Raw genomic sequence first — 17,980 nt, forward strand, 5'->3', positions numbered from 1 at the left:
GAACATATCTCCGATAATGCGGCCGCCCGAGAAGAACTCGCGATCAAGGAAGCTGCGAAGCGGATTGCAGAGGCGCTGACTGCCCTTCTGGCGGCGACAGACGCCGCCACATCCCTGCTCCTCGATACAGAAGGCAATTGGGAAGATAGCGATATGGACGGACTCCGCACCATCGCGATGGATGCGCAGGAGAGAATCCATGGAGAGGCCAACCAGCAACTCAGTTGGCGCAACCTCGCAATCACGTTCGACCGAAACTATGCGGACTTCCGCCTGACGGAGATCACCCGATGAAATATATATGCCAAAATTGCTCCAGCGGCTTCGTTGAGGACGAGCTGTGCGAGATCCGCGACATCTCCGAACGGGTAATGCCAGGTGAAATCATGCCCGCTGGTGAGTGCCCAAGCTGCGGCGCTCTGTGCCACGCTCCGCTTGCTGAGGCAGAAAACCCCATCTTCGATGCGCTCCTGCTCGCCTACGGCGCGCTGTGTGCTCGAATGGACCCAAACAAGCGGCCGAGGTCGCCCATTGATTGGAAAGCGCTGGACGCGGCGATAGCCAAGGGCTCAGGCGGGAAAAACTACTCGACCATAATGGCCGAGCGCTGGAAGCCATAACGCACCGCGCAGCGCTATATCATACCACCCGGTACCTCGTGGTACCATCTCGCACCACTCGGAGAGCCGACATGCCTATACCAACAAACAAAAATCGCGCAGCATGGGCCGAAAAAGCCCTTGATGCTTACCGTGCGATGCGCGGCAAGGATGAGCCCGTCACCGACGTGAAGGATCTGATCAACGATCTTCTTCACCATGCCCGCCTCGATCTCGGACTGTCGATCGATGAGTGCGAAGCTCTTTCGCAAAATGCCTACCTCTCGATGGAGGAGGAAACTCGGGAGGACGCGGACTGAGGGGCAGCGTCCCCTCAAGCCACTTCCAGAACGTCCGAAGGGCCATCAACCTGGAACGACGGCCTGTAATCCCGAACGATGACGCTAAGCACTGCCTCGAACGACCGCGTAGCGCTCTCTCTGACGGAAGCGAGGGACTTCCCCTGCGTCCAGAGAGCCAAGGTGCCATGCGCCACCAAAAGCAGCATATCGATCGCTACATCAACGTCGATCTGAAGACAGCCATCCTGCTCAAGTCGCAGTAATTTGTCGCGTGCCGTCGCCATGGCCGAGGTCGTTGCATCCGGGCACTGACTTACTGTGCGATGGATCATCTTCATCAGTTGAGGATGCATTGCACTATAATCGAGAAAGGCATTCCAGCCCAACATAAGCCCCTCGATCGGGTCAGCAACGTCGCCGGATGTTTTTTTAAACGCGATGAAGTCAGAAATCCCATCAACTACCAGAGCATGCAAAAGGCCGTCTTTGCTGCCGAAGTAATGGTATAGCGTGGGTTGTTTTACATTCACAACTTGGCAAACGGCTCTAGCTGTAAGCCCCTTCTCGCCTTTTGTTTCGAGAAGTTGGCTTGCGGCCGCAAGGATTTGCTTTTCTGTCTCTGATTTTACACCACTCGTCATGAGGCCCATTATAGTTCTTATCCCTTAATATGCGAGAAGGGAAAAACCCCTACGAGATAGCCACAACCGGGCAGTCAGCTCCACGAATCAATGTGCAATCAGATAGTTTCTTTCGTCAGTCGTCCGCAAGTGAGATGTGACCTCCCGTAACGTAAAAGAGTTTTATAGGCACCGTCTATCTGCCCAACCACCCGTCTGTTAAACGTTGACTTTGATTTATTGGGCAAACGATAATATGATTTTTCAACAAACGAACCGCACCAGCTGCGTCATGAACGTTCAAAAGAGGGACTTCAATGGCTGTGAAGTACGACGAATACGAAGCGTCAGCGAAGTTAGACCTTATCGCCGACAAGCTGAAGGAAATAGATCGCCTGTTGCAAGCCGCATATCCTCATTTCGATCAGCATGTCATGGACCTTATTGATAAAGCCGACCCAAATAATGATATGGACCCACACCATTGGGCAAATAAGATTAAATTGGTGGCCGAAACGATTCTCACCGAACGGCAAGACAAGGACGATGCCGCTTTCTCCGCCAGCAGAACATCGCCGCAGGCTGAGCCTGAAAACGACGGCCCAAATATCTAAGCGAGGACGAGCATGACCGAAATTACCGACAAAAAAAGCGCGGTTGAAGCGCTCGATGCCGCCGCCGACCTCTGGCAAGAGGTAGATGTCGACTTCTCAGCCATTTGGATGAAGCTTCCGGACGAGGCCAAAAAGCGCCTTAATGCAGAGGGTGCAGGCGAGAAGTTCGACGCTCTGGCAATGTCGCATCGCCTGAAGGCGATTGCTGAAGCGGCACGATCTGGAGCGACTAACTAAGCGTCACCACTCCGTTATGCATGCTGAGCGTCGACCCTTTCGGTAAACGCTCTTCAATTTCCCCCAAAGCGCGCTCGCAAACATTGGCGATGTCTTCAGCAAGATCCTGTGACGCATTGTGGTGCTGATAGCTCCTGAGAGCGTGGAAGGACGCGGTGACGGTTTTTGTCATCAGCTCCAGAGGCAAACTCCTCCCTGCAATTTGCCTTGCCAGCACCACAGACTGCTCCGAACCTTCAGCACCGAGCGCTGATACCACCAGATCACGTTCGGCGTCGGTGAGGATCAACACGCAGGCCTGTCCATTCTCGGTCATACCGACTTCCTTTGATCATTGAGCCTGTCGCTCAGTTTACACCGCCGCCAAGCACCAAAAAAGTACATTGGCCCCATACCTATCCACATCACCACCGCGCCAACCAGCGACGCCATGAGCGAACCTTGATTTGTGGCACCAGCGAGCGCGCCTATTGCGGTGAAAAGGCCCATCACTCGTGTCCCTGGATGCTCGCCGAGGTGAGGGAGCTTGCCGCATCCCCGAAAGCAATCTCGCAACCAGTTCATGGACAACGCCCCCTTGCAGGTTGGATATCAGAAGCTCAGAGCAACCCACTCGCCTGAAGCAGACTTTGAAAAGTTGATGACACGATCAATCGGACGAGCGCCCGGATTATATTTTATCGCCAACATACAAGAGACGCCGGGACCAGCAGCATCTTTTTCACATTCGCCGAGAGCTATCGTGATGTATTTCTCGGAACCGCGCTCATACTGCATAGGGTTGCGAGAATATGCTTTCTGATAGGCGGAAAGAGCCTCCGCCTCTGTGGGGGCAGACGTCTGCGCCCAAGCGGGCACTATAGTAAAGGCGCCCCACATTGCACATGCGAAGACTGCGAGCTTTCTCATAGGAGATCCTTTCCATTAGGTACTGATAACAGGTCCAAGCGTGAAATCTCTTCGCCCCGAGAGAAGCCCCACCGCGCCAAAAGATGCCAGACCTACCAGAATGAGCCACCAAACCAGCCGGGGGTTTTCAGAATAGAATGTTCCAGATGCCCCACCTGATATCTTCGCGTCGATCACGCCTGCTTTACCAAGACCAATCTGCTGCAGCACGCTTCCATCTGAATCGATGATCGCAGAAATCCCATGGTTTGCTGATTGGACGAGAGGCATGCCCATTTCTGCTGCTCTGAGGCGGGACTGAGCCAAAAGGATCTCGGACCCCTGCGTGAGGACGAACCAGGAATTATCTGAAACGACGACCATCCATTCGGGTTTAATCGGTGCCTCGTTATAGGCAGAAACGATGTCGCCGGAAAACAGCACTTCGAAACAGATAGCCAGCAGCGCCGGCGCGGCATTAGGAATGCTGACGGCTTTTGACCTGGTGCCCCACTCAAGAGAGTAATCAGCAGCGGGGATGATCCAGTCGGCGATACCGAGCGCGTCGAACAGGCCGCGCCAAGGAATGAACTCCTCAGATGGGATCAGGTGCTGCTTGTCGTAGATCGAGAACCACTTTCCCGATCGACCGGTGAAGACCGTATTGAACACCCGCACGCCTACTGCGGTTTGTTCCGAACGCATCCCACCAGCAACGAAAGTTGGGGACCCCACCAATTGGGACACCACATCATTCACCACTTTAGGTTCCATCTCGGGAAAGAGGGCAAATGCCGTCTCGGGCCAGATGACATGCGTCGGCCGTGAACCGTCTTCCCGCGGTTGATTTGTCAGCTCGACCATCGAGGCCAGGTTCGCCGCCCTCACGGCGAGATCGGGGTTCCACTTTTGCGGAGGTGTAAAGGCCGTCTGCAGTATCCTGACATCAGCCATGGGTCTGCCTTCTGTCGTGGATCGGCCGGCCAGAACGTATAGAAAGCCACCTCCCAAAATAATCAGAAAAATTGCGGCCACGGTCCATGAAGATGTCCGTCCCGCCCATAGGGACACCAAAACAAGCGGCAGGCAGCCAACCACAGGGATAAGACCATTCGCCCCAACAACACCAATGGCGCCAAGGATGGGCGTGACCATCTTGCTGAAAAGCACGACCTCACCTACCGCCATCAGCGTGAAGCCGGTCAGCACCGTGCCTCGCAACCACTCAGCAACAAAAAATGCCAGACCAAGGGCGAAGATCCGCCAGACGGTGTTTGTCCATAGTGCTCCAGCGATCGCGAAACCGACCCCATAGAAAAGGGCTAGGTAAACCGGAAATCCGAAAGCTAAGACTGGATACTTCCAACCATCCCCAGGAGCGATGGAATAGGCCTCTCCAAGCCATAAGAGCCCAAGAAAGAAATATCCGTACCCAAATAGCCAACCGACCCCAAAGCCGCGCCAGGCTTTCCCTACGACGCCGCTCGACCGGCCAGCGGCGATATCCATCACCCGGAGGATGGCAGGAAAGATCAGGAAGATCGCGGCCGCGATCGACAGGGGCGCATGGATTACCGTCAACGCAGCGCCTAGTGCCAAACAGGCTATAGCAAGCGGCCAGCGCTTCAGCGATCTCATCTCTTTCATAGGCGTCCCTATTTCAAGGGCGCACAGAACGCGTAAGGCTGGCCGTCGATCTCGATGATCTTCATCGAGCTATCAGTTCGAAAACTCATGCTCGACGTGGATTGCTCTCCTTGTGAATCGCAGTCTAGCCGAGATTCAAAAAGGCCACCGCCCTTGCTCTTGAACTGAGAGACCGTGCAGACGCCCTCGCTCGTCCCCATCTCGGCGCGGCCTTTTTTCTGGAACCGCAAAACCCAATCGTAAACCTCGAAATTAGGGTCTGCGCAGCTCGCGACCTGGTTGCGAGGAGTATAGTAGCCGTCAGCCCAGGGAACATCACGCGAAGCCAAAGCGGCATTTGCCATGAGGAGCGACGGGCTAACAACAGCGATAGCGGCAGCAATTTTGATGCCGGATCTCATCGCTTTGTCCTCTGCTCGTTGATGATCATGTGAGCCACAGCGGATGCAAGCTGATTTTGAGCCGACATCCCCAAAGAAGCCGCCTGCGCCTCATCGAGGGCAACACGAGCAAAATCAAGATAGATCGACCTCGTGTCTCCAGAGACCTGGCTTGATGCGAAATCTTCGCCCTCGTTCCTATACGAGCCAAGGCCAGACTCAGCATTGGAAACGGATGTACCCGAACCAGTGCTCATTGGCTGGCTGGTTGCGATTGCCGGATCGAGAGAGCAGGTTGTCGGAAGCGTTTTCGATGGATCTGCCCGTTCGGAAAAATAGCCAGGATACCCTGACTGTAGCGCTGCCGGCACCGGAATCTGCTTATCCAAGAAGGGTTCAGGGTTGACGAAATACCAGCTATCGTTAGCGGCGCTGGAGATCTCGCTCGCCGACAAAGGTGGTCTCGATTTGGTGCCGCATGTTGGGCATGCACCCGTCGCCATAACGCGTCCGCCCGCGCCAGCTGATTGAAGGACCGACCCTCGAACAGTCATGCCCAGGTGAAGGTGCGTTCCCCCCGTTCCATGTCCTTCGCCGCTGGTGCCGGTATTCCCCATGTAGCCGATGGTATCTCCGGCTTTAACGGTCGGGTTTTTCTGGCGGAAGGTGTCCAGGTCTTTATGGGCCAAGTGATAGTAGACAGTATTGTACTGGTCGTTTTCAGCCCGCACAGAAACCCAATTCCCGCCTGCGCCATTGAGACGGAAGGTGGTCTTTCCAGCATGGCCAGCATAAATGGGATTGTTCTCGACATTGCCCCCGGTGAAACCGTTTACGATGTCGAGGCCCTGGTGCATACCCTTCGACGCTCCTGGTCGGCTCGACCGATCGGCTCCGTAGGGCGACATGAGCTGCATGCCGCTATCCTTCATGAGCGGAACGAGGCAGGCCATCTGCCCCCCGCCTGTGCTCCCGCCTCCACCCGTCGTCCCCGATGCTTTTGCAGCCATCGTGCATATATTGACGCTCCCGTCGCCGCCCGCTGACGACGACACGCCGACGCAACCGTTATTGATAGATTTTTGGCAATTCCCCACACCAAGCTGGATACAAGCCGCTACCATCGCTGAATCGACCTTGTAGCCGCCGATGCTCTCGCCATTGGCTTGCATATCGAGGAGGGTCTGAACCGAACTCGCTCCTGCTATCGAGTCGTAATATTTCGCGTAAACATTGATCTGCTGCTGACCGCTCATTGCGGCATACTCCGCAGAGGTGCAGTTGCAGAATGTCGCGAGGTTGCCTTGGTTCATCTGCATGAGACCGGTGCAACAAGAACCGTTATAGATCGCAGAGTTCCCGCCGCCACTCTCGACGTTGTAGGACATCGCCGCGAAGGTCGATGCATTTTGGGCCAGATACGAGTTCCCGCTGTTCTCGAACATGCTTTGGATCTGCGCTTGGCTGTATTGTGTGTTCGGCGCTAGATATGACACTGCCTGGGACGGCGCGACAAAGAAAAGCAAGGCAACCGCCGCGAGAATAGCTGTCTGTATGAACTGACGCATTGGTCGCCCTCTATTTCAATGGGAACGAAACTTCGCAACCAGGCACAGTCGTGTCAGCCTGAATCGCCTCGAGCTGGATGGTGTCGCCCTCGATACGAGCGAAGCTTCCTGTGTTCGCCTGCGGCTCAACCTGCATGCTCGGCCAGATGCCACACGCGCCTGGCATCTCGGTCGTCGAAGCTTCCGACCCATTTTTTGGCAACACAGTCAGTCGCGCAGGGCACACAGAATGGATGGCCGTTACGTCAGCACCATTTTCTCCGTTGTCACAACCTGGGGGCCGCTGGAGCATGATTGAGACGATGTAGGTCGCCTGATCTGTCTGAAACTCGGTAGAGAGGAAGTTCGAAGGGCGGTATCCGCCAGCGGGCAGCGTTGTTTCTTGACCTTTGACGAAGAGCTTCCCGCCGGCTGAACGGATTTTCTCTGCCTCAGCGTCCATTACGTCCTTCCAAATGCGAACGAGGTCGCTATCGCCTGGCTGGACTTCAGTTTTGGTCTCTTTAAGCGCCACCCATCCACCTTCTTCCTGAGCGGCGGCGGGACTTGGCCCAAAAGTAAACCCTATATTAAGAGCCGATAGAACAATTGCTCCAAAGCTGAGGAACCTGAGCTTGTGTAGACGTAATTTTCTGCGCGCTATATGATCCTCAACCATCAGAAACTCCGGATTTTTCAGTCAAAAAACGCATATGAATGACCAAGTGCCCCACCACGATTTCAATGTAAACCGATCAGCTCTAGCTGAGATCGCTGCTGATAAGCGTTTAGGGCGCTCAGAGACCCGCGTTCTGTTACACATGATAGCCAACTGCGAGCTGTTTATCCATAGTTCAGGCGTTGAAGATGATTTTCATCGTTCCGATTTGTCATTTTTGCAGCCTGGAACATATGCTTCATTCATTTCGACCAGCACTAGAGACGATATACGCCGCGACCTCGAATTCGTTTCGGCGAACTCAGTCACAAATCAACTGACCATCCTTCTGGAGTCTGGCTATATTCGCCGCTTCAATTCCATCGGTATGCGTACATTGTTTTCCTTTATGCTAAAAACATCGATGTTCACTATCGATTGAGATTGCGACAACGTTCCTATAAGTTCGTAATCGACTTGCGAACAGGAATAGACCATGTCTCAGAACAACGGAAACGCTCCTCAACACAGCGAATTCCTGATTATCACCATTCTAGTCGGTGTGATCGTTGGGATGCTCAGCCTTCTTTGGTGGGTGGCATCTCCTATGATTGGCAAGGCCTATGCCTGGGTACGAATTGTTGAAACCGGTGGCGGGTGGTTATTCACAGGCTGGGGTCAGTATTTTTGGCGAATGCCCTTCGGCAGCAAATTCGCCTTTGGCTCAATCTTTCAGAGCAGTGTGACGTTCAACGTTGTTTTTGCCGTCATGATATTCATGCTCGGCCTGATCGCCCACCACAAGGTCAGCGAGAAGCACATCCGAGCCAAGGTTCAGCATAAGAAGCCTCTTGGCTATACCGACGTGATGAAGCTACAGGCCGCGTCGTTCCCGGCCAACCAGTTCTTCCTCGATTTCAAAGTGGCAGAAGACTACTCAGTATCGAGAGGACCGGCTCGAATGCCGATGACGGCATTGGAGCTGCTGCTGGAAGTCGATGCGATCGAGGGCATCCATCAAGGCGATACACTCACGGATCCCGGCGCTCTTACGGGCTGGAAGATCAACGAAGACCTCGTAACGGCAAGATTGGTCCGAGACTTCGGACCCCTAAACCCGTTTGCGCGGAAGAACTTTCCGTTCCGCAATAAGGATGCCATTCATGGCGCGATCGACGCCCTCCCATGGCATGTTGTTTCAATAGTTTATGCGTCTGTCGCCCGCCTCTACGCTCTCGACACCATGGAAACAGATGATTTCGAGGCCACCAATGCCGAGATTGAGGAATACCTGAAAGACATATGGCGCGAGATCAACAAGGGCAAGAAGAGCCTGGGGTCTCTCCTCGTTCTTGGCTACATGGACGAGGACGATAAACGACTTCGGCTGGAATCCGCCAAGGCTGCTTACCCTAAAAAGAAAGACCTGAAAGTCCTCACATTGCCTGAATGGCTCAATGAGGAGGTTGATCTCGCTGGCCGGCAGGTTAGCCGTGGCGAGGCCTTCAAGACAACCCAACGTGCCCGCAAGGAGCTTCACCGGATTCTGACGGAGTTTGGAGACGTGTCGCCTGAACGCCTGGTGAATATCAAAGACCACAAAGGCAAGATCAAGAAGCATAGCGACCTATCTCAGCTCGAACTTGCAAAATACAACCAGATCCAAAAAAAGCAGGAACGTAGCGTCACGGTCGAGATCCAGAGGCTGCTCAGGTCAAATGGCTATCAATTTGGCCTCGTCTCGATCTTGCTCAACGAGACGCGTGCGGGCGGCACGCTCCCGCCATCCCTTTTTCGCTGGATGCGCTTCTATGACTATCCGCTTTGGAGCTTCCTTCGCGTAACCGGAATGAACACACCAACACCGGAAGTGGCGGGAATGTTCGACCACGTACAAACAGAACTGAAGAGCGGCATGCCGCTAACACGACCCTACCTGGTGTCGGCCGTTGAAGGGGTTCGTGTTGAAGCAAGCAAGTACATCACAGACGACATGCGACGTAAGTTTGTCATGATCCAAACCGAACGCAGCGCCAGACAGAAGACCGCCGCTGCCCGTCCTCAGATCGAAGCCACCGTCAGATCGCTTGCAAAGGATTTCGCCCAGAAAGCTCAACAGAAGCAGGACGAGATCACCAAAAAGGAATTGTCCGATGGAGCGATAGAGGGGAACCACGCGCCAACTGGCGGCGAATACTGAGGCCGCTCAGATGAATGGGCCGCTGATTCTCGCCGATGGTAGGATCGTCTATCTTGAGTGGACGTTTTCAGCCGAGATGGTCGCCTGGACGACCGGTGCCGATCGAGAGAGGATTGGCAGTATTTCCTTTAAGCTTATCGAAGGCGACCGCAGTGACGGCTTAGACGACCGGTATCTCGTCACGGGCATGATCATGGATGGTCCCGATGGCATGCGAGCCTACCAACGACGGGGCATTGCGACGGAGATCCTAAAACGCGTTGGGAAACACGTCCAAATCGTCTTCTGTCGCCCGCCTAAAGGGGCAGGTTGCGATGGGGATACATGCCCCACTGCCGGCGCACCATTCGCGTCTAAAATTGTGAGCCAAGGCTTGGCAGCTTGGCTGGATCTTTAGACTATGCGCCTTCCCCAAAGACAGCCGTCATCACCTCAGCTCTCACATTGATATTGAGCGACGTGAGAGCTTCTTTCAGCTTAGGTTGCTTGGTTTTCGGAATATCACCCTCCGCTTTATAACGGAAAAGAGTGCGCGTTGTGACCCCCATGTAATCCGCGATCCGTTTGCGAACGACGTGGCTCTGCTGCTTGCTCTCGATGACGGAGCGCTCGACTTCTTCGAAAAGGAGCTGCGCCGGCTTCAGGTCTTCCTTACGAGGCTGCATCAACTGTTCGAGTTCATCGTCAGACATCTCGATGCCGACACTGGCATTCAACGACTTGAGCTGATTGATTCGATTCCTCGGAACACCGTCATACTGCCAGATCCAAGACCAGACCAACTGACGGCTTACCTCGGGACCAAGAAGCTCGGCAAAACGAGCTGCTGATCCATAATTGTTATCCAAAACGCCTTTTGAGAAAGCGCGGGAAACCACATTCTCGATGTAAGCGGCGAGTTTCGGGTGCGGTGTTTTTTCTTCAGAAGGCATCGCGAGACGAGGTCTCCAAGTTCGAATTCTTCCAATATGTAGCACCTGGCTCCCCAAAAACAAAGAACCCGCCGCAGTCGCCTGCGCCGGGTCTATAAATTCAAGCTTGGGAGGATCTTGAATTAGCCGCCCGATCCCGTTGCGTATGTAGTGACGAGACCGACGATGATGGCGAGGATGGTCAGCATCGATCCAACAATCAGACCGACAATATAGGACATGTTGCTGCCGCGAGCCTGCTCGCCCTGCTGGATGTTCGAATAAAGCTTGTAGGTAGAGATGCCAGCAAGGGCGACACCGAGAACACCGAAGATGATGAGAATGATATTGAGAACGTTGGTACCGGTTGTCGTAACGTCCTCGACGTTCATGTTCGAGTTCTGCGCCGTGTCGCGTGCGGTCTTCAAAACGTCCAGCGGTGCGGACGGATCAACGTCCTGGGCATTCGCGACAGAGGTTACCACTGACGACATCATTGCCGGCAGCGCCAAGAACGTCATCGCGCCCTTAAAAAGTAGTGCATGGGCGCGTTCGCCCGCCTCGTAACCCTTTCGGATGATCATCATAATCCCTCTCATCGATCGATTCACGTTGAATGTGACGTTAACAAATGCGCTCACTGATACCGTTACGATCCATAGAGCCATTTAATCATATTTTCAACGTGATTTTTCCGACCTATACGTTATGCAATTTCAGCTGACTCACGTTTACGCCTATCATTAACGGATTCAACGATAAGTCTATCGACAAGACGACGGGCAATGGAAGTCTCATCAACGTTATTTGCGTTGGCCATAACGTCCCAATCCTGCCCAACTGTTCCTTCTGGATAACGTAGAGCGAGCATGCTCAACGCCTCATTGACCGTGAACCGTTTGTAACATTCCTCTCGGACGTTTCTGTCCTGCGCTCTCGTCGTTAGCGCCCATAAAAGCGTCGGCCCGAGGAAGTTATTGAGAACAATCCATCGCTCAGCCTGTTTCAGCTTATAGTTGGCGAGGAAGTTAACGCCGTCCGCATTTTTCTTCCCTGTGCCGTGGACGTGCTTGTAAAGCTGCTCTTTCACGGCGTCAGAAAAGCCGAACGTATTCTGGATCTGCTCACGCAGTTCATTCGTTTCTGCTTTAAGGATGAAGATCGTGCTGGCCATGTTTTGCATGATTTCGAAGTCACGCAGCAACTGAGAAGCAAGGATGATCTCCATGCCCCACTTACGGCCGACGCGAACGTCGGCCAGGACCTGCTCCGCAATACCGCCCGCGCCACCTGTCATATGGTATTCGTCGAAGCACAGGCGCTTCGGTGTTTCGGCAATATCCTCGTATCGGCGTTCCCAATATGTCTGATAGAGCGCCCGCATCGGCCGAGGGAAATCCATGCTGGATATTTCCTCAGCGTCACCGCCAATTTTTTGAACGAACAGGTGGCGGGCAATCATGTACATGAGCGAGTTGTTGCGGTAGGACGCTGCATCCTGGCCGTCCTGCTTCACGTCATTCAAATCGACAGAAATCACCCGCGCTTCGCCGAAATCAAGCTTCGTCGGAAAACTGAAAATCGGGTATCGCTCAATAGCTGAGTTGATCGCTTGCTTCATGAACTTCACGGCAGATTCGTCAAATTCAGAAATGATATTCTGCTCGCTGAGGACGCGAGCCACGTCCTGAAGGAGCGGCATAGCATGCCGTTGAGCACGTATTGCCGAAACAAAGTCCTTTTTTTCTACGAGCTTATCGACAATGCTCCACCACTTCTCGCGGGAAGAAAGAGGGATGCCATGCTTCTCGCAAGCCTCGTCGATACGCGGATCTTGTCCGGCCTCCCATGTGTTTGGAGACGATGATATCTCAAGATCGCTCTTGAGCTGAAAGATGCGGGTCACAACCTTCTGAACAATCTGCTCATAGTGCTGCTGGCGGGTCTCGTCGCCAATCAATGTGACAAGAAAACGCTCGATAAACTTCTTCTCTCGGGACAGCGGAGAGCGCCGGCCAAGGCCAATATCGAGGAAATTGACAGCGTTGTCGCGATCGTTGAAGAGGCGGCGGTAGTATGCTTCGTGGCGACGGTCTTCGGGCAGAGCCTCTTGGATCAAGCGGATGAAGCCCGACGATGAAACGCCGATATCGATGACGCACACAAACGGCATTGTTCGACCCTTCGAATGGGCCGTAAACTCGTAATTAAGGCGGTTCATCAGAACCGACTTACCAGCACCCGGCGTCGCAAAGATCAACGTCAGCCAATAGTTCTGATCCGAGGAGAACGCATTATGAGGGGCAATCTTACCTTCTGTCGTGGTGAAGATGGTCTCCCCACGCTCAAAAACTGGCGCCGACGAGTGGAAAGGCATGATCATCGACATGTCGCCCATCGGAACGAATGTCGGCTTGATCGAATCCACCCGCTTTACCATCCCAGGGACAGTCTCAGCCAATGACATCATCGGGTTTTTGGTCGTGTCACTCACCTGGGCATCGCCCCACCCCATCATGGAGCGGATAAGGTAGGAGCGGCGGCGCTCAAGCGTTTCCTCGCTCTCATTCGGCTCCCGCCAGGTGCAGGCGACAATCCAGCATTTAACGAATGTTTCGCGATCCTGCTGAGCGACACGCGACATCTCTTTAAGATTTAAAAACAGGTTTTTGGACTTCGGTCCCGTCAACGACGCGAATGAAGCCAGAACCTGCTTCAAGCCTACATTAAAAGGCCCCCCCTCGATGTGGAACGACACGCGCATAGGCATTGCCGGATCTGCGCCATTTTTGATCGACGCCATCAGGTCGTTGAATGGATACATCGTCCGAGGGAATAGCTGCATGGCAGCAAGGGCGTATGCACGCCCGCCGAGTTGCAGCGACCGCATGTTGTTTTTCGCGATCATGCCGGCAGACATGATCTGCATCGACAATGGTGGCGCAAAAAATTCAGAAAGGTCACTGTCGTAGGCAGACTTCACGCCTGGATACTTGCGATCACCAGGGCCGAATGGCTTCCAGTTATCAGGTGTTTCATGAAAGAGGAGACCTTTGCGGACTTCCGCTAGGTCGGGCCGATGGCCATCCTCATCCGGCCCCAATTCAATTACCTGAACACCGGAAGCATCCAAGGCCGATGCAACACGACCGACAAACGCTCCATGCTCGGCCGAGATGGGTTCGAGCCTCGAAAAAGGCTGCATCGCTTTAACCGCTGGAGGGAGATCAGACCGCGCCTTTTTGTTATCGCTCCGGGCCTCTTTCAGGTCACCCTTCAATACAGCATCAGGTTTAGTCCAACATGCCACGAGTGTTTTCGAATATCGCGCTCTTTTGAGGGTCAGCTCAAAGGCCTCGTTCACGAGCACTTCGACAGACAATTCCTTGATTTTGGCGGCATCCCTGATAGGGCGAAACAATCTTTCAACCTGCTGGAGGGTGTTTCCCGAAGTCTCATGTGAGACTGAAATGAAGTGCCCATTTTTTTTCAGCAGGGGACCAATTTCGTTGCCAAAGAAATCTCGGAGCGCTGTTGTGGCCTCATCGGTCGAAAGGATGTCTCGCATCCCCTGCACTTCAAGAATTGTGCATTCGCTACCGTCATGAGCGTAAAACACTGGCTGGTCGATATCAGGATCAAATCCGGACAGATGGCAGTAATCGTCAGAGAATTTAGACATTGTCGCCTCCCTCCGCTTTCTGTTTGTTCGCGAGGTCGACGGGGTTGTCGACAGCGGAGATGCAGAAGATGTTGGACAGAAGGCTTTCCTTGATGCCTTCTGTCGATGTAATTTTTGCTTCGGTTCGACCGGACAGCACGTCAAGGAGAAGTCGTTCCCTATTCGAGATCGCTCCACCCTCGCTTGCATAACGAAACGCGTCGGCATCACCTGCGCGAACGGCTGTCGAAATCGTGGCGTCGGCCCCAAACAGATCGATGAAGCTGTCTGGCAGGGCCTTGCCTACCGACTGCCGCTCTACACCCTTTTCGAACACGGCTCGGACCAGCTTGCGCACGAGATGAGTGTCATCCGCCTTCTCTTCTCGATCCCGAGAACCGAGATAGATTTTCTTGCGCCTCGACAGATCAGCCATCCTAATCACCCGTATAGAAGACCAAACCAAGTGACGATCACAGACGAAATCGTAATAAGGCCACCGATCACAATGCCTAACAGACATCCGCCGACGCTACCTCTGGACTGCATCATCGCCGAATGGTCTTCCATCAACGTCGCGTGTAGCTTCATCCCGGCGTAGCCCGACAATACAACTCCCCCGATCGCCGCGGCGATCAGGGCCACAGTGCCGTAATTCTGGAACATTGAGTCCAGGTTGGTGATGACATTCGAGAGGTCACCTTCAGTGGAGTTTACGGCCAATCGTCACCTGTCGGTTTATTTCGAAGCTTCAACGGTAACCTGCTGCAAGAACACGATCCCAACGTCGGTGCCGGCAGGGCTCGACATGGTTGGCTTTCGCTGGAAGTTCCGCGCCATCACCTGGGACAAATTACTGCCGAGTGGCTGCAAGGTTGCGAGGCCGACCTTCTGCCAATCGATCCCCTCACGCCCGGATGTTGTCGCGAAACCATCCGAGATTGTCGTTTGGGTGTCGTTGCGAACAAGATCCTGACCGGCTTGTCCAAGACCCTGTATCAGCGAACCGACAACGAGGCCGCTCCATCTTGAGAGCGTGTGGCGATCGACGTTCGCAGCAACGCCAGGCCGAACTTCATCCAGTGTAGCCGCCATGGCCTGCACGGCTGCTGTTCGACCATCCCGAAGAGTCATTTGCTTGAAGGTGACCGCAGCTTGATCATTGCTGTACGTCACATTACCTGCCAACACCCCGCCATGGAGCGGCCCATAGGAGCCATTTGCGCGCTGATCATGGATTGTCGCATAGACGGGCAGGCCTCGTGGGTCTTCCGAATTGAAGCCCACTTTCAGAGTGGCGTAGAATACGTCTCCTGGCTTTGCCGCCAATATAACAGGGCCAGACGCAGCCCCGCGTCCTTTGCCTGCGGAGCCAGAGCCTGAACCGTTCGCTTCTTTTTTCGGCGGCTCTTTATAGCCTTGGATGTTGATGTTGGGCTGCGCGTTATTCGCGAGAAGCTGGTTCACCTGCTCCTGAACCTTCGCTGCGAGCTGATTGCGGCGATCGTTCTCAGCTTTGATGCGCTCGCGCTCGGCAACTGCCTGGACCTCCTGCTGAGGGTTGGCTTGACGGGTAACCACGACCTTTTGAGGCACCTTGATCTCAGCAGGATTGATCGGCCTGACTTCAGGCAATTCGAGGCCTGCTGGCGGTTTTTGGGACAACGGCCCATCAGCCCCCATGTTGACCTCCTCAGCGATGACCGGGGGAGCCACGTAGCTTTGATCAGGCTGCTGTTTCGCCTCTTCGGCTTTCTGATCATTTGCCGTTGCGCGCCGGGAAGCTTCTTCTTGGCCAACCGGGCTGAGCATGTCGGTATTCAACCGGGGAGCGTTCTGCGAAAGGTTCGTGGGCGTGTTGCCACCCTGATCGATTGACGGCCCCCCGGTAAGGAAGAGCACTGCGCCCGCACCAGCGATGACGACTGCCGCACCGGCTGCGATATAAACTTTGGAAGCTGCCATGTTATCGCCCCTTAGTAGCCGATGGAAATCACGCGTTCGGAGCCATCCGCTGCCGAAGCGAGAACGCGGGAAGTGGCCGCACCAAACCGGAAAATGTTCTTGTTATTGCCGCTCGCAATCGCCTCATAATCCGGTGTGATCACCTTGTATGGTGCGACCAAATAGAGACTGCCTTGATACAGCCAGGCGGTGGCGCTTCCATCGCTGGTGCTCATTCTCGTGGCACCGCTTGGAGGAGTTCCGTTCAAGAATGCCTGATAAGCAGAATCTGGTCCACTTTCGCTCGGCTTGCTCGGACGCTTAGCCCTTGCAACAGGCTTCGGCTTTTTGCCTGTCGGAGAGAGACCTTGCACATGAACGAGAACCGGTACGTCGATAAACTTTTTGCTCTCGTCATTGCCGCTGCCGGCAACAAACACGACTGGAGTGTTGATGTCCTGCAATTGGACTGAGAAAGACCCCCACGTCCAGAATTTACAGGGGGTCACAGTGATGAAGGTCGGACGATCATCAGAAAGAGGCGCTGGCGCGTTGTTCGCGCCACAGCCCTGACCATTCACTGAGTAAATACGTGGGTCGAACGCGATAGATGCGATCGGCCATGGGTTGCCGTACTGATCCTGAAAAGAAATGGGTGACGGAATGTTTTGGGCCAACCATAACTCTTCCGGCCCCTGCTGCGGGCCTTGAACGTAGACGATGTCGCGACGCCGTGCCGATGGAAGGGCCGAACCTGCATAGCCAGGATAAGCAGTTGCCCCTTGGGCATCGAGCTTCTGATTATTGACCGCGCCAATATCACCCGGCCCCAACATGGTGCCGAGATTTTCTTTGACCACACCTTCGCGAAGCTTCTCAAGATCCGGGTCAGGGAGACTTTTCGGACCACCGAACGGGTATTCCGGCTGCGTGACAGGTTCTGCAGTTTTAAAGACCGCGCAAGGCTTTGTCTTGTCACCACAATCCTGCCGCCACGGTCCCTGCCCCTTCTCCTGCGCGCTCGCGCTGGTCGCCAATAGCGCCAGCGCTGCCGCACCAGAAAACATTGCAAACTTCATCCCCATTTCGGCCCCGTCATCTCACTTCTTGCGTTGATGTGATCCCGTCGATCGCAATACCATTGGGATTAATGAACGACGGATCGACACGAACGACCGTCATGACCAGGACGCGGCTCTCAGGCTTTGAGACTTCCGGCGTCCGGTAGTAAATCACCAAAGGAACTTCGACTTTCCAATAATATCGGCCGTCGATCATCCCGGTTTCAGAAATGCGTGGGGGCTTGTTCCCCAATAGAGCCGAGACGGTATAGTAGCCCTGTTCAACACGCTTGATGGTATTGGAACCGCTAAGCGCATTGGAATAGGCTCGCTGAGCATTGGTGGTCAGGTAGCCATTCATGGCGTTTTGAATTTGACGCCGCCAGTTCAAATAGTCGTAGGAGTTCAGCTCAATCGCGGCATCTGCGGCCATGTTTCTGACGCGCGCATCGGAAACATTCGGTTGATCGAGCGAAATAGCCTCACAAACCGCCCTCGCATCCTGAGTCCAAACAAACTGCTTGATCGGAAACCAATTCCGAAGAGCGTATAAGGAGAAAACGTTGAGCATGAGTGACATGAACAACGTGATCGCCAGCGCCACGAGCGCCAGCCGAAGGCTTTTGGAAACAGAAGCTGCGGCGCTGTTCTCAAAGATAATCTGATCTTTGGTTTTCATGAAGACGGACCCTGCGGCTTCGGTTCTTCTAC

Annotated in this window: 22 protein-coding genes; 7 read left to right on the forward strand and 15 right to left on the reverse strand. The window is 54.2% G+C overall.

Translation table 11 applies throughout. The features are described from left to right. From AC2GXZ_RS28655 to AC2GXZ_RS28665, 3 genes are all read left to right on the forward strand, one after another. Positions 1-294: hypothetical protein (locus tag AC2GXZ_RS28655; RefSeq protein ID WP_483762665.1), on the forward strand; the 294-nt coding region annotated here is incomplete at its 5' end. After that, positions 291-620, forward strand: coding sequence for a hypothetical protein (locus AC2GXZ_RS28660; RefSeq protein ID WP_483762666.1), 330 nt, complete (start codon positions 291-293; stop codon positions 618-620). The genes AC2GXZ_RS28655 and AC2GXZ_RS28660, both read left to right, overlap by 4 nt. 71 nt (positions 621-691) lie before the next feature. Continuing rightward, positions 692-919 (forward strand): hypothetical protein, encoded by a 228-nt coding sequence (locus AC2GXZ_RS28665; RefSeq protein ID WP_483762667.1) that lies wholly within the window; start codon positions 692-694, stop codon positions 917-919. 14 nt (positions 920-933) lie between these two features. On the opposite strand, the gene AC2GXZ_RS28670 is transcribed toward AC2GXZ_RS28665, so the two are convergent. Then, positions 934-1,551, reverse strand: a complete 618-nt coding sequence (locus AC2GXZ_RS28670; RefSeq protein ID WP_483762668.1) for a TetR/AcrR family transcriptional regulator — start codon at positions 1,549-1,551, stop codon at positions 934-936. Between the two features lie 287 nt (positions 1,552-1,838). On the opposite strand from AC2GXZ_RS28670, the gene AC2GXZ_RS28675 reads away from it, so the two are divergent. Then, positions 1,839-2,135 (forward strand): hypothetical protein, encoded by a 297-nt coding sequence (locus tag AC2GXZ_RS28675; protein WP_483762669.1) that lies wholly within the window; start codon positions 1,839-1,841, stop codon positions 2,133-2,135. 12 nt (positions 2,136-2,147) lie between these two features. Next, on the forward strand, positions 2,148-2,372 hold the full coding sequence (locus tag AC2GXZ_RS28680; protein ID WP_483762670.1) for a hypothetical protein: 225 nt from the start codon (positions 2,148-2,150) through the stop codon (positions 2,370-2,372). Here the strand turns inward: AC2GXZ_RS28680 and AC2GXZ_RS28685 are convergent. The 6 genes from AC2GXZ_RS28685 to AC2GXZ_RS28710 form a co-directional block, all read right to left on the reverse strand. Beyond that, positions 2,365-2,688, reverse strand: coding sequence for a hypothetical protein (locus AC2GXZ_RS28685; protein ID WP_483762671.1), 324 nt, complete (start codon positions 2,686-2,688; stop codon positions 2,365-2,367). The two genes, AC2GXZ_RS28680 and AC2GXZ_RS28685, sit on opposite strands and share 8 nt — an antisense overlap. A gap of 275 nt (positions 2,689-2,963) precedes the next feature. After that, entirely contained in the window at positions 2,964-3,281 is a 318-nt protein-coding gene (locus AC2GXZ_RS28690; RefSeq protein ID WP_483762672.1) for a hypothetical protein, read from the reverse strand. Between the two features lie 15 nt (positions 3,282-3,296). Then, on the reverse strand, positions 3,297-4,907 hold the full coding sequence (gene lnt, locus AC2GXZ_RS28695; protein WP_483762673.1) for an apolipoprotein N-acyltransferase: 1,611 nt from the start codon (positions 4,905-4,907) through the stop codon (positions 3,297-3,299). A gap of 8 nt (positions 4,908-4,915) precedes the next feature. After that, positions 4,916-5,308 carry a hypothetical protein gene (locus tag AC2GXZ_RS28700; RefSeq protein WP_483762674.1) on the reverse strand — a complete coding sequence of 131 codons (393 nt, stop codon included), beginning with the start codon at positions 5,306-5,308 and terminating at the stop codon, positions 4,916-4,918. Then, positions 5,305-6,855 carry a M23 family metallopeptidase gene (locus tag AC2GXZ_RS28705; RefSeq protein ID WP_483762675.1) on the reverse strand — a complete coding sequence of 517 codons (1,551 nt, stop codon included), beginning with the start codon at positions 6,853-6,855 and terminating at the stop codon, positions 5,305-5,307. The genes AC2GXZ_RS28700 and AC2GXZ_RS28705 overlap by 4 nt, the downstream gene beginning before the upstream one ends. Before the next feature lie 10 nt (positions 6,856-6,865). Further along, entirely contained in the window at positions 6,866-7,513 is a 648-nt protein-coding gene (locus tag AC2GXZ_RS28710; RefSeq protein ID WP_483762676.1) for a hypothetical protein, read from the reverse strand. 34 nt (positions 7,514-7,547) lie between these two features. Here AC2GXZ_RS28710 and AC2GXZ_RS28715 point away from each other — a divergent pair, with 34 nt between their 5' ends. Then, the gene (locus AC2GXZ_RS28715) at positions 7,548-7,934 is read left to right on the forward strand and encodes a hypothetical protein (protein WP_483762677.1); all 387 of its coding nucleotides are present in this window, start codon (positions 7,548-7,550) and stop codon (positions 7,932-7,934) included. Between the two features lie 54 nt (positions 7,935-7,988). Next, a complete protein-coding gene (locus AC2GXZ_RS28720; RefSeq protein ID WP_483762678.1) occupies positions 7,989-9,692 on the forward strand; it encodes a secretion/conjugation apparatus DotM-related subunit in 1,704 nt (567 codons plus the stop codon). 398 nt (positions 9,693-10,090) lie between these two features. Here the strand turns inward: AC2GXZ_RS28720 and AC2GXZ_RS28725 are convergent, their stop codons facing one another. The 8 genes from AC2GXZ_RS28725 to AC2GXZ_RS28760 form a co-directional block, all read right to left on the reverse strand. Further along, the gene (locus tag AC2GXZ_RS28725) at positions 10,091-10,624 is read right to left on the reverse strand and encodes a hypothetical protein (protein ID WP_483762679.1); all 534 of its coding nucleotides are present in this window, start codon (positions 10,622-10,624) and stop codon (positions 10,091-10,093) included. Positions 10,625-10,746: 122 nt separating this feature from the next. Beyond that, positions 10,747-11,190: a hypothetical protein gene (locus tag AC2GXZ_RS28730; RefSeq protein ID WP_483762680.1), complete on the reverse strand. Its 444-nt coding sequence runs from the start codon at positions 11,188-11,190 to the stop codon at positions 10,747-10,749. Between the two features lie 119 nt (positions 11,191-11,309). Further along, the gene (locus tag AC2GXZ_RS28735) at positions 11,310-14,285 is read right to left on the reverse strand and encodes a hypothetical protein (RefSeq protein ID WP_483762681.1); all 2,976 of its coding nucleotides are present in this window, start codon (positions 14,283-14,285) and stop codon (positions 11,310-11,312) included. Next, positions 14,278-14,700 (reverse strand): hypothetical protein, encoded by a 423-nt coding sequence (locus AC2GXZ_RS28740; RefSeq protein WP_483762682.1) that lies wholly within the window; start codon positions 14,698-14,700, stop codon positions 14,278-14,280. The genes AC2GXZ_RS28735 and AC2GXZ_RS28740 overlap by 8 nt, the downstream gene beginning before the upstream one ends. A 5-nt stretch (positions 14,701-14,705) precedes the next feature. Then, the gene (locus AC2GXZ_RS28745) at positions 14,706-14,987 is read right to left on the reverse strand and encodes a hypothetical protein (RefSeq protein WP_483762683.1); all 282 of its coding nucleotides are present in this window, start codon (positions 14,985-14,987) and stop codon (positions 14,706-14,708) included. A gap of 15 nt (positions 14,988-15,002) precedes the next feature. Continuing rightward, entirely contained in the window at positions 15,003-16,229 is a 1,227-nt protein-coding gene (locus tag AC2GXZ_RS28750; protein ID WP_483762684.1) for a DotG/IcmE/VirB10 family type IV secretion system protein, read from the reverse strand. 11 nt (positions 16,230-16,240) lie between these two features. Continuing rightward, on the reverse strand, positions 16,241-17,287 hold the full coding sequence (locus AC2GXZ_RS28755; RefSeq protein WP_483762685.1) for a DotH/IcmK family type IV secretion protein: 1,047 nt from the start codon (positions 17,285-17,287) through the stop codon (positions 16,241-16,243). Between the two features lie 16 nt (positions 17,288-17,303). After that, entirely contained in the window at positions 17,304-17,948 is a 645-nt protein-coding gene (locus AC2GXZ_RS28760; protein WP_483762686.1) for a DotI/IcmL family type IV secretion protein, read from the reverse strand. Between the last annotated feature and the right edge of the window lie 32 nt (positions 17,949-17,980).

Source organism: Aliirhizobium sp. YIM B11859, assembly GCF_057163345.1.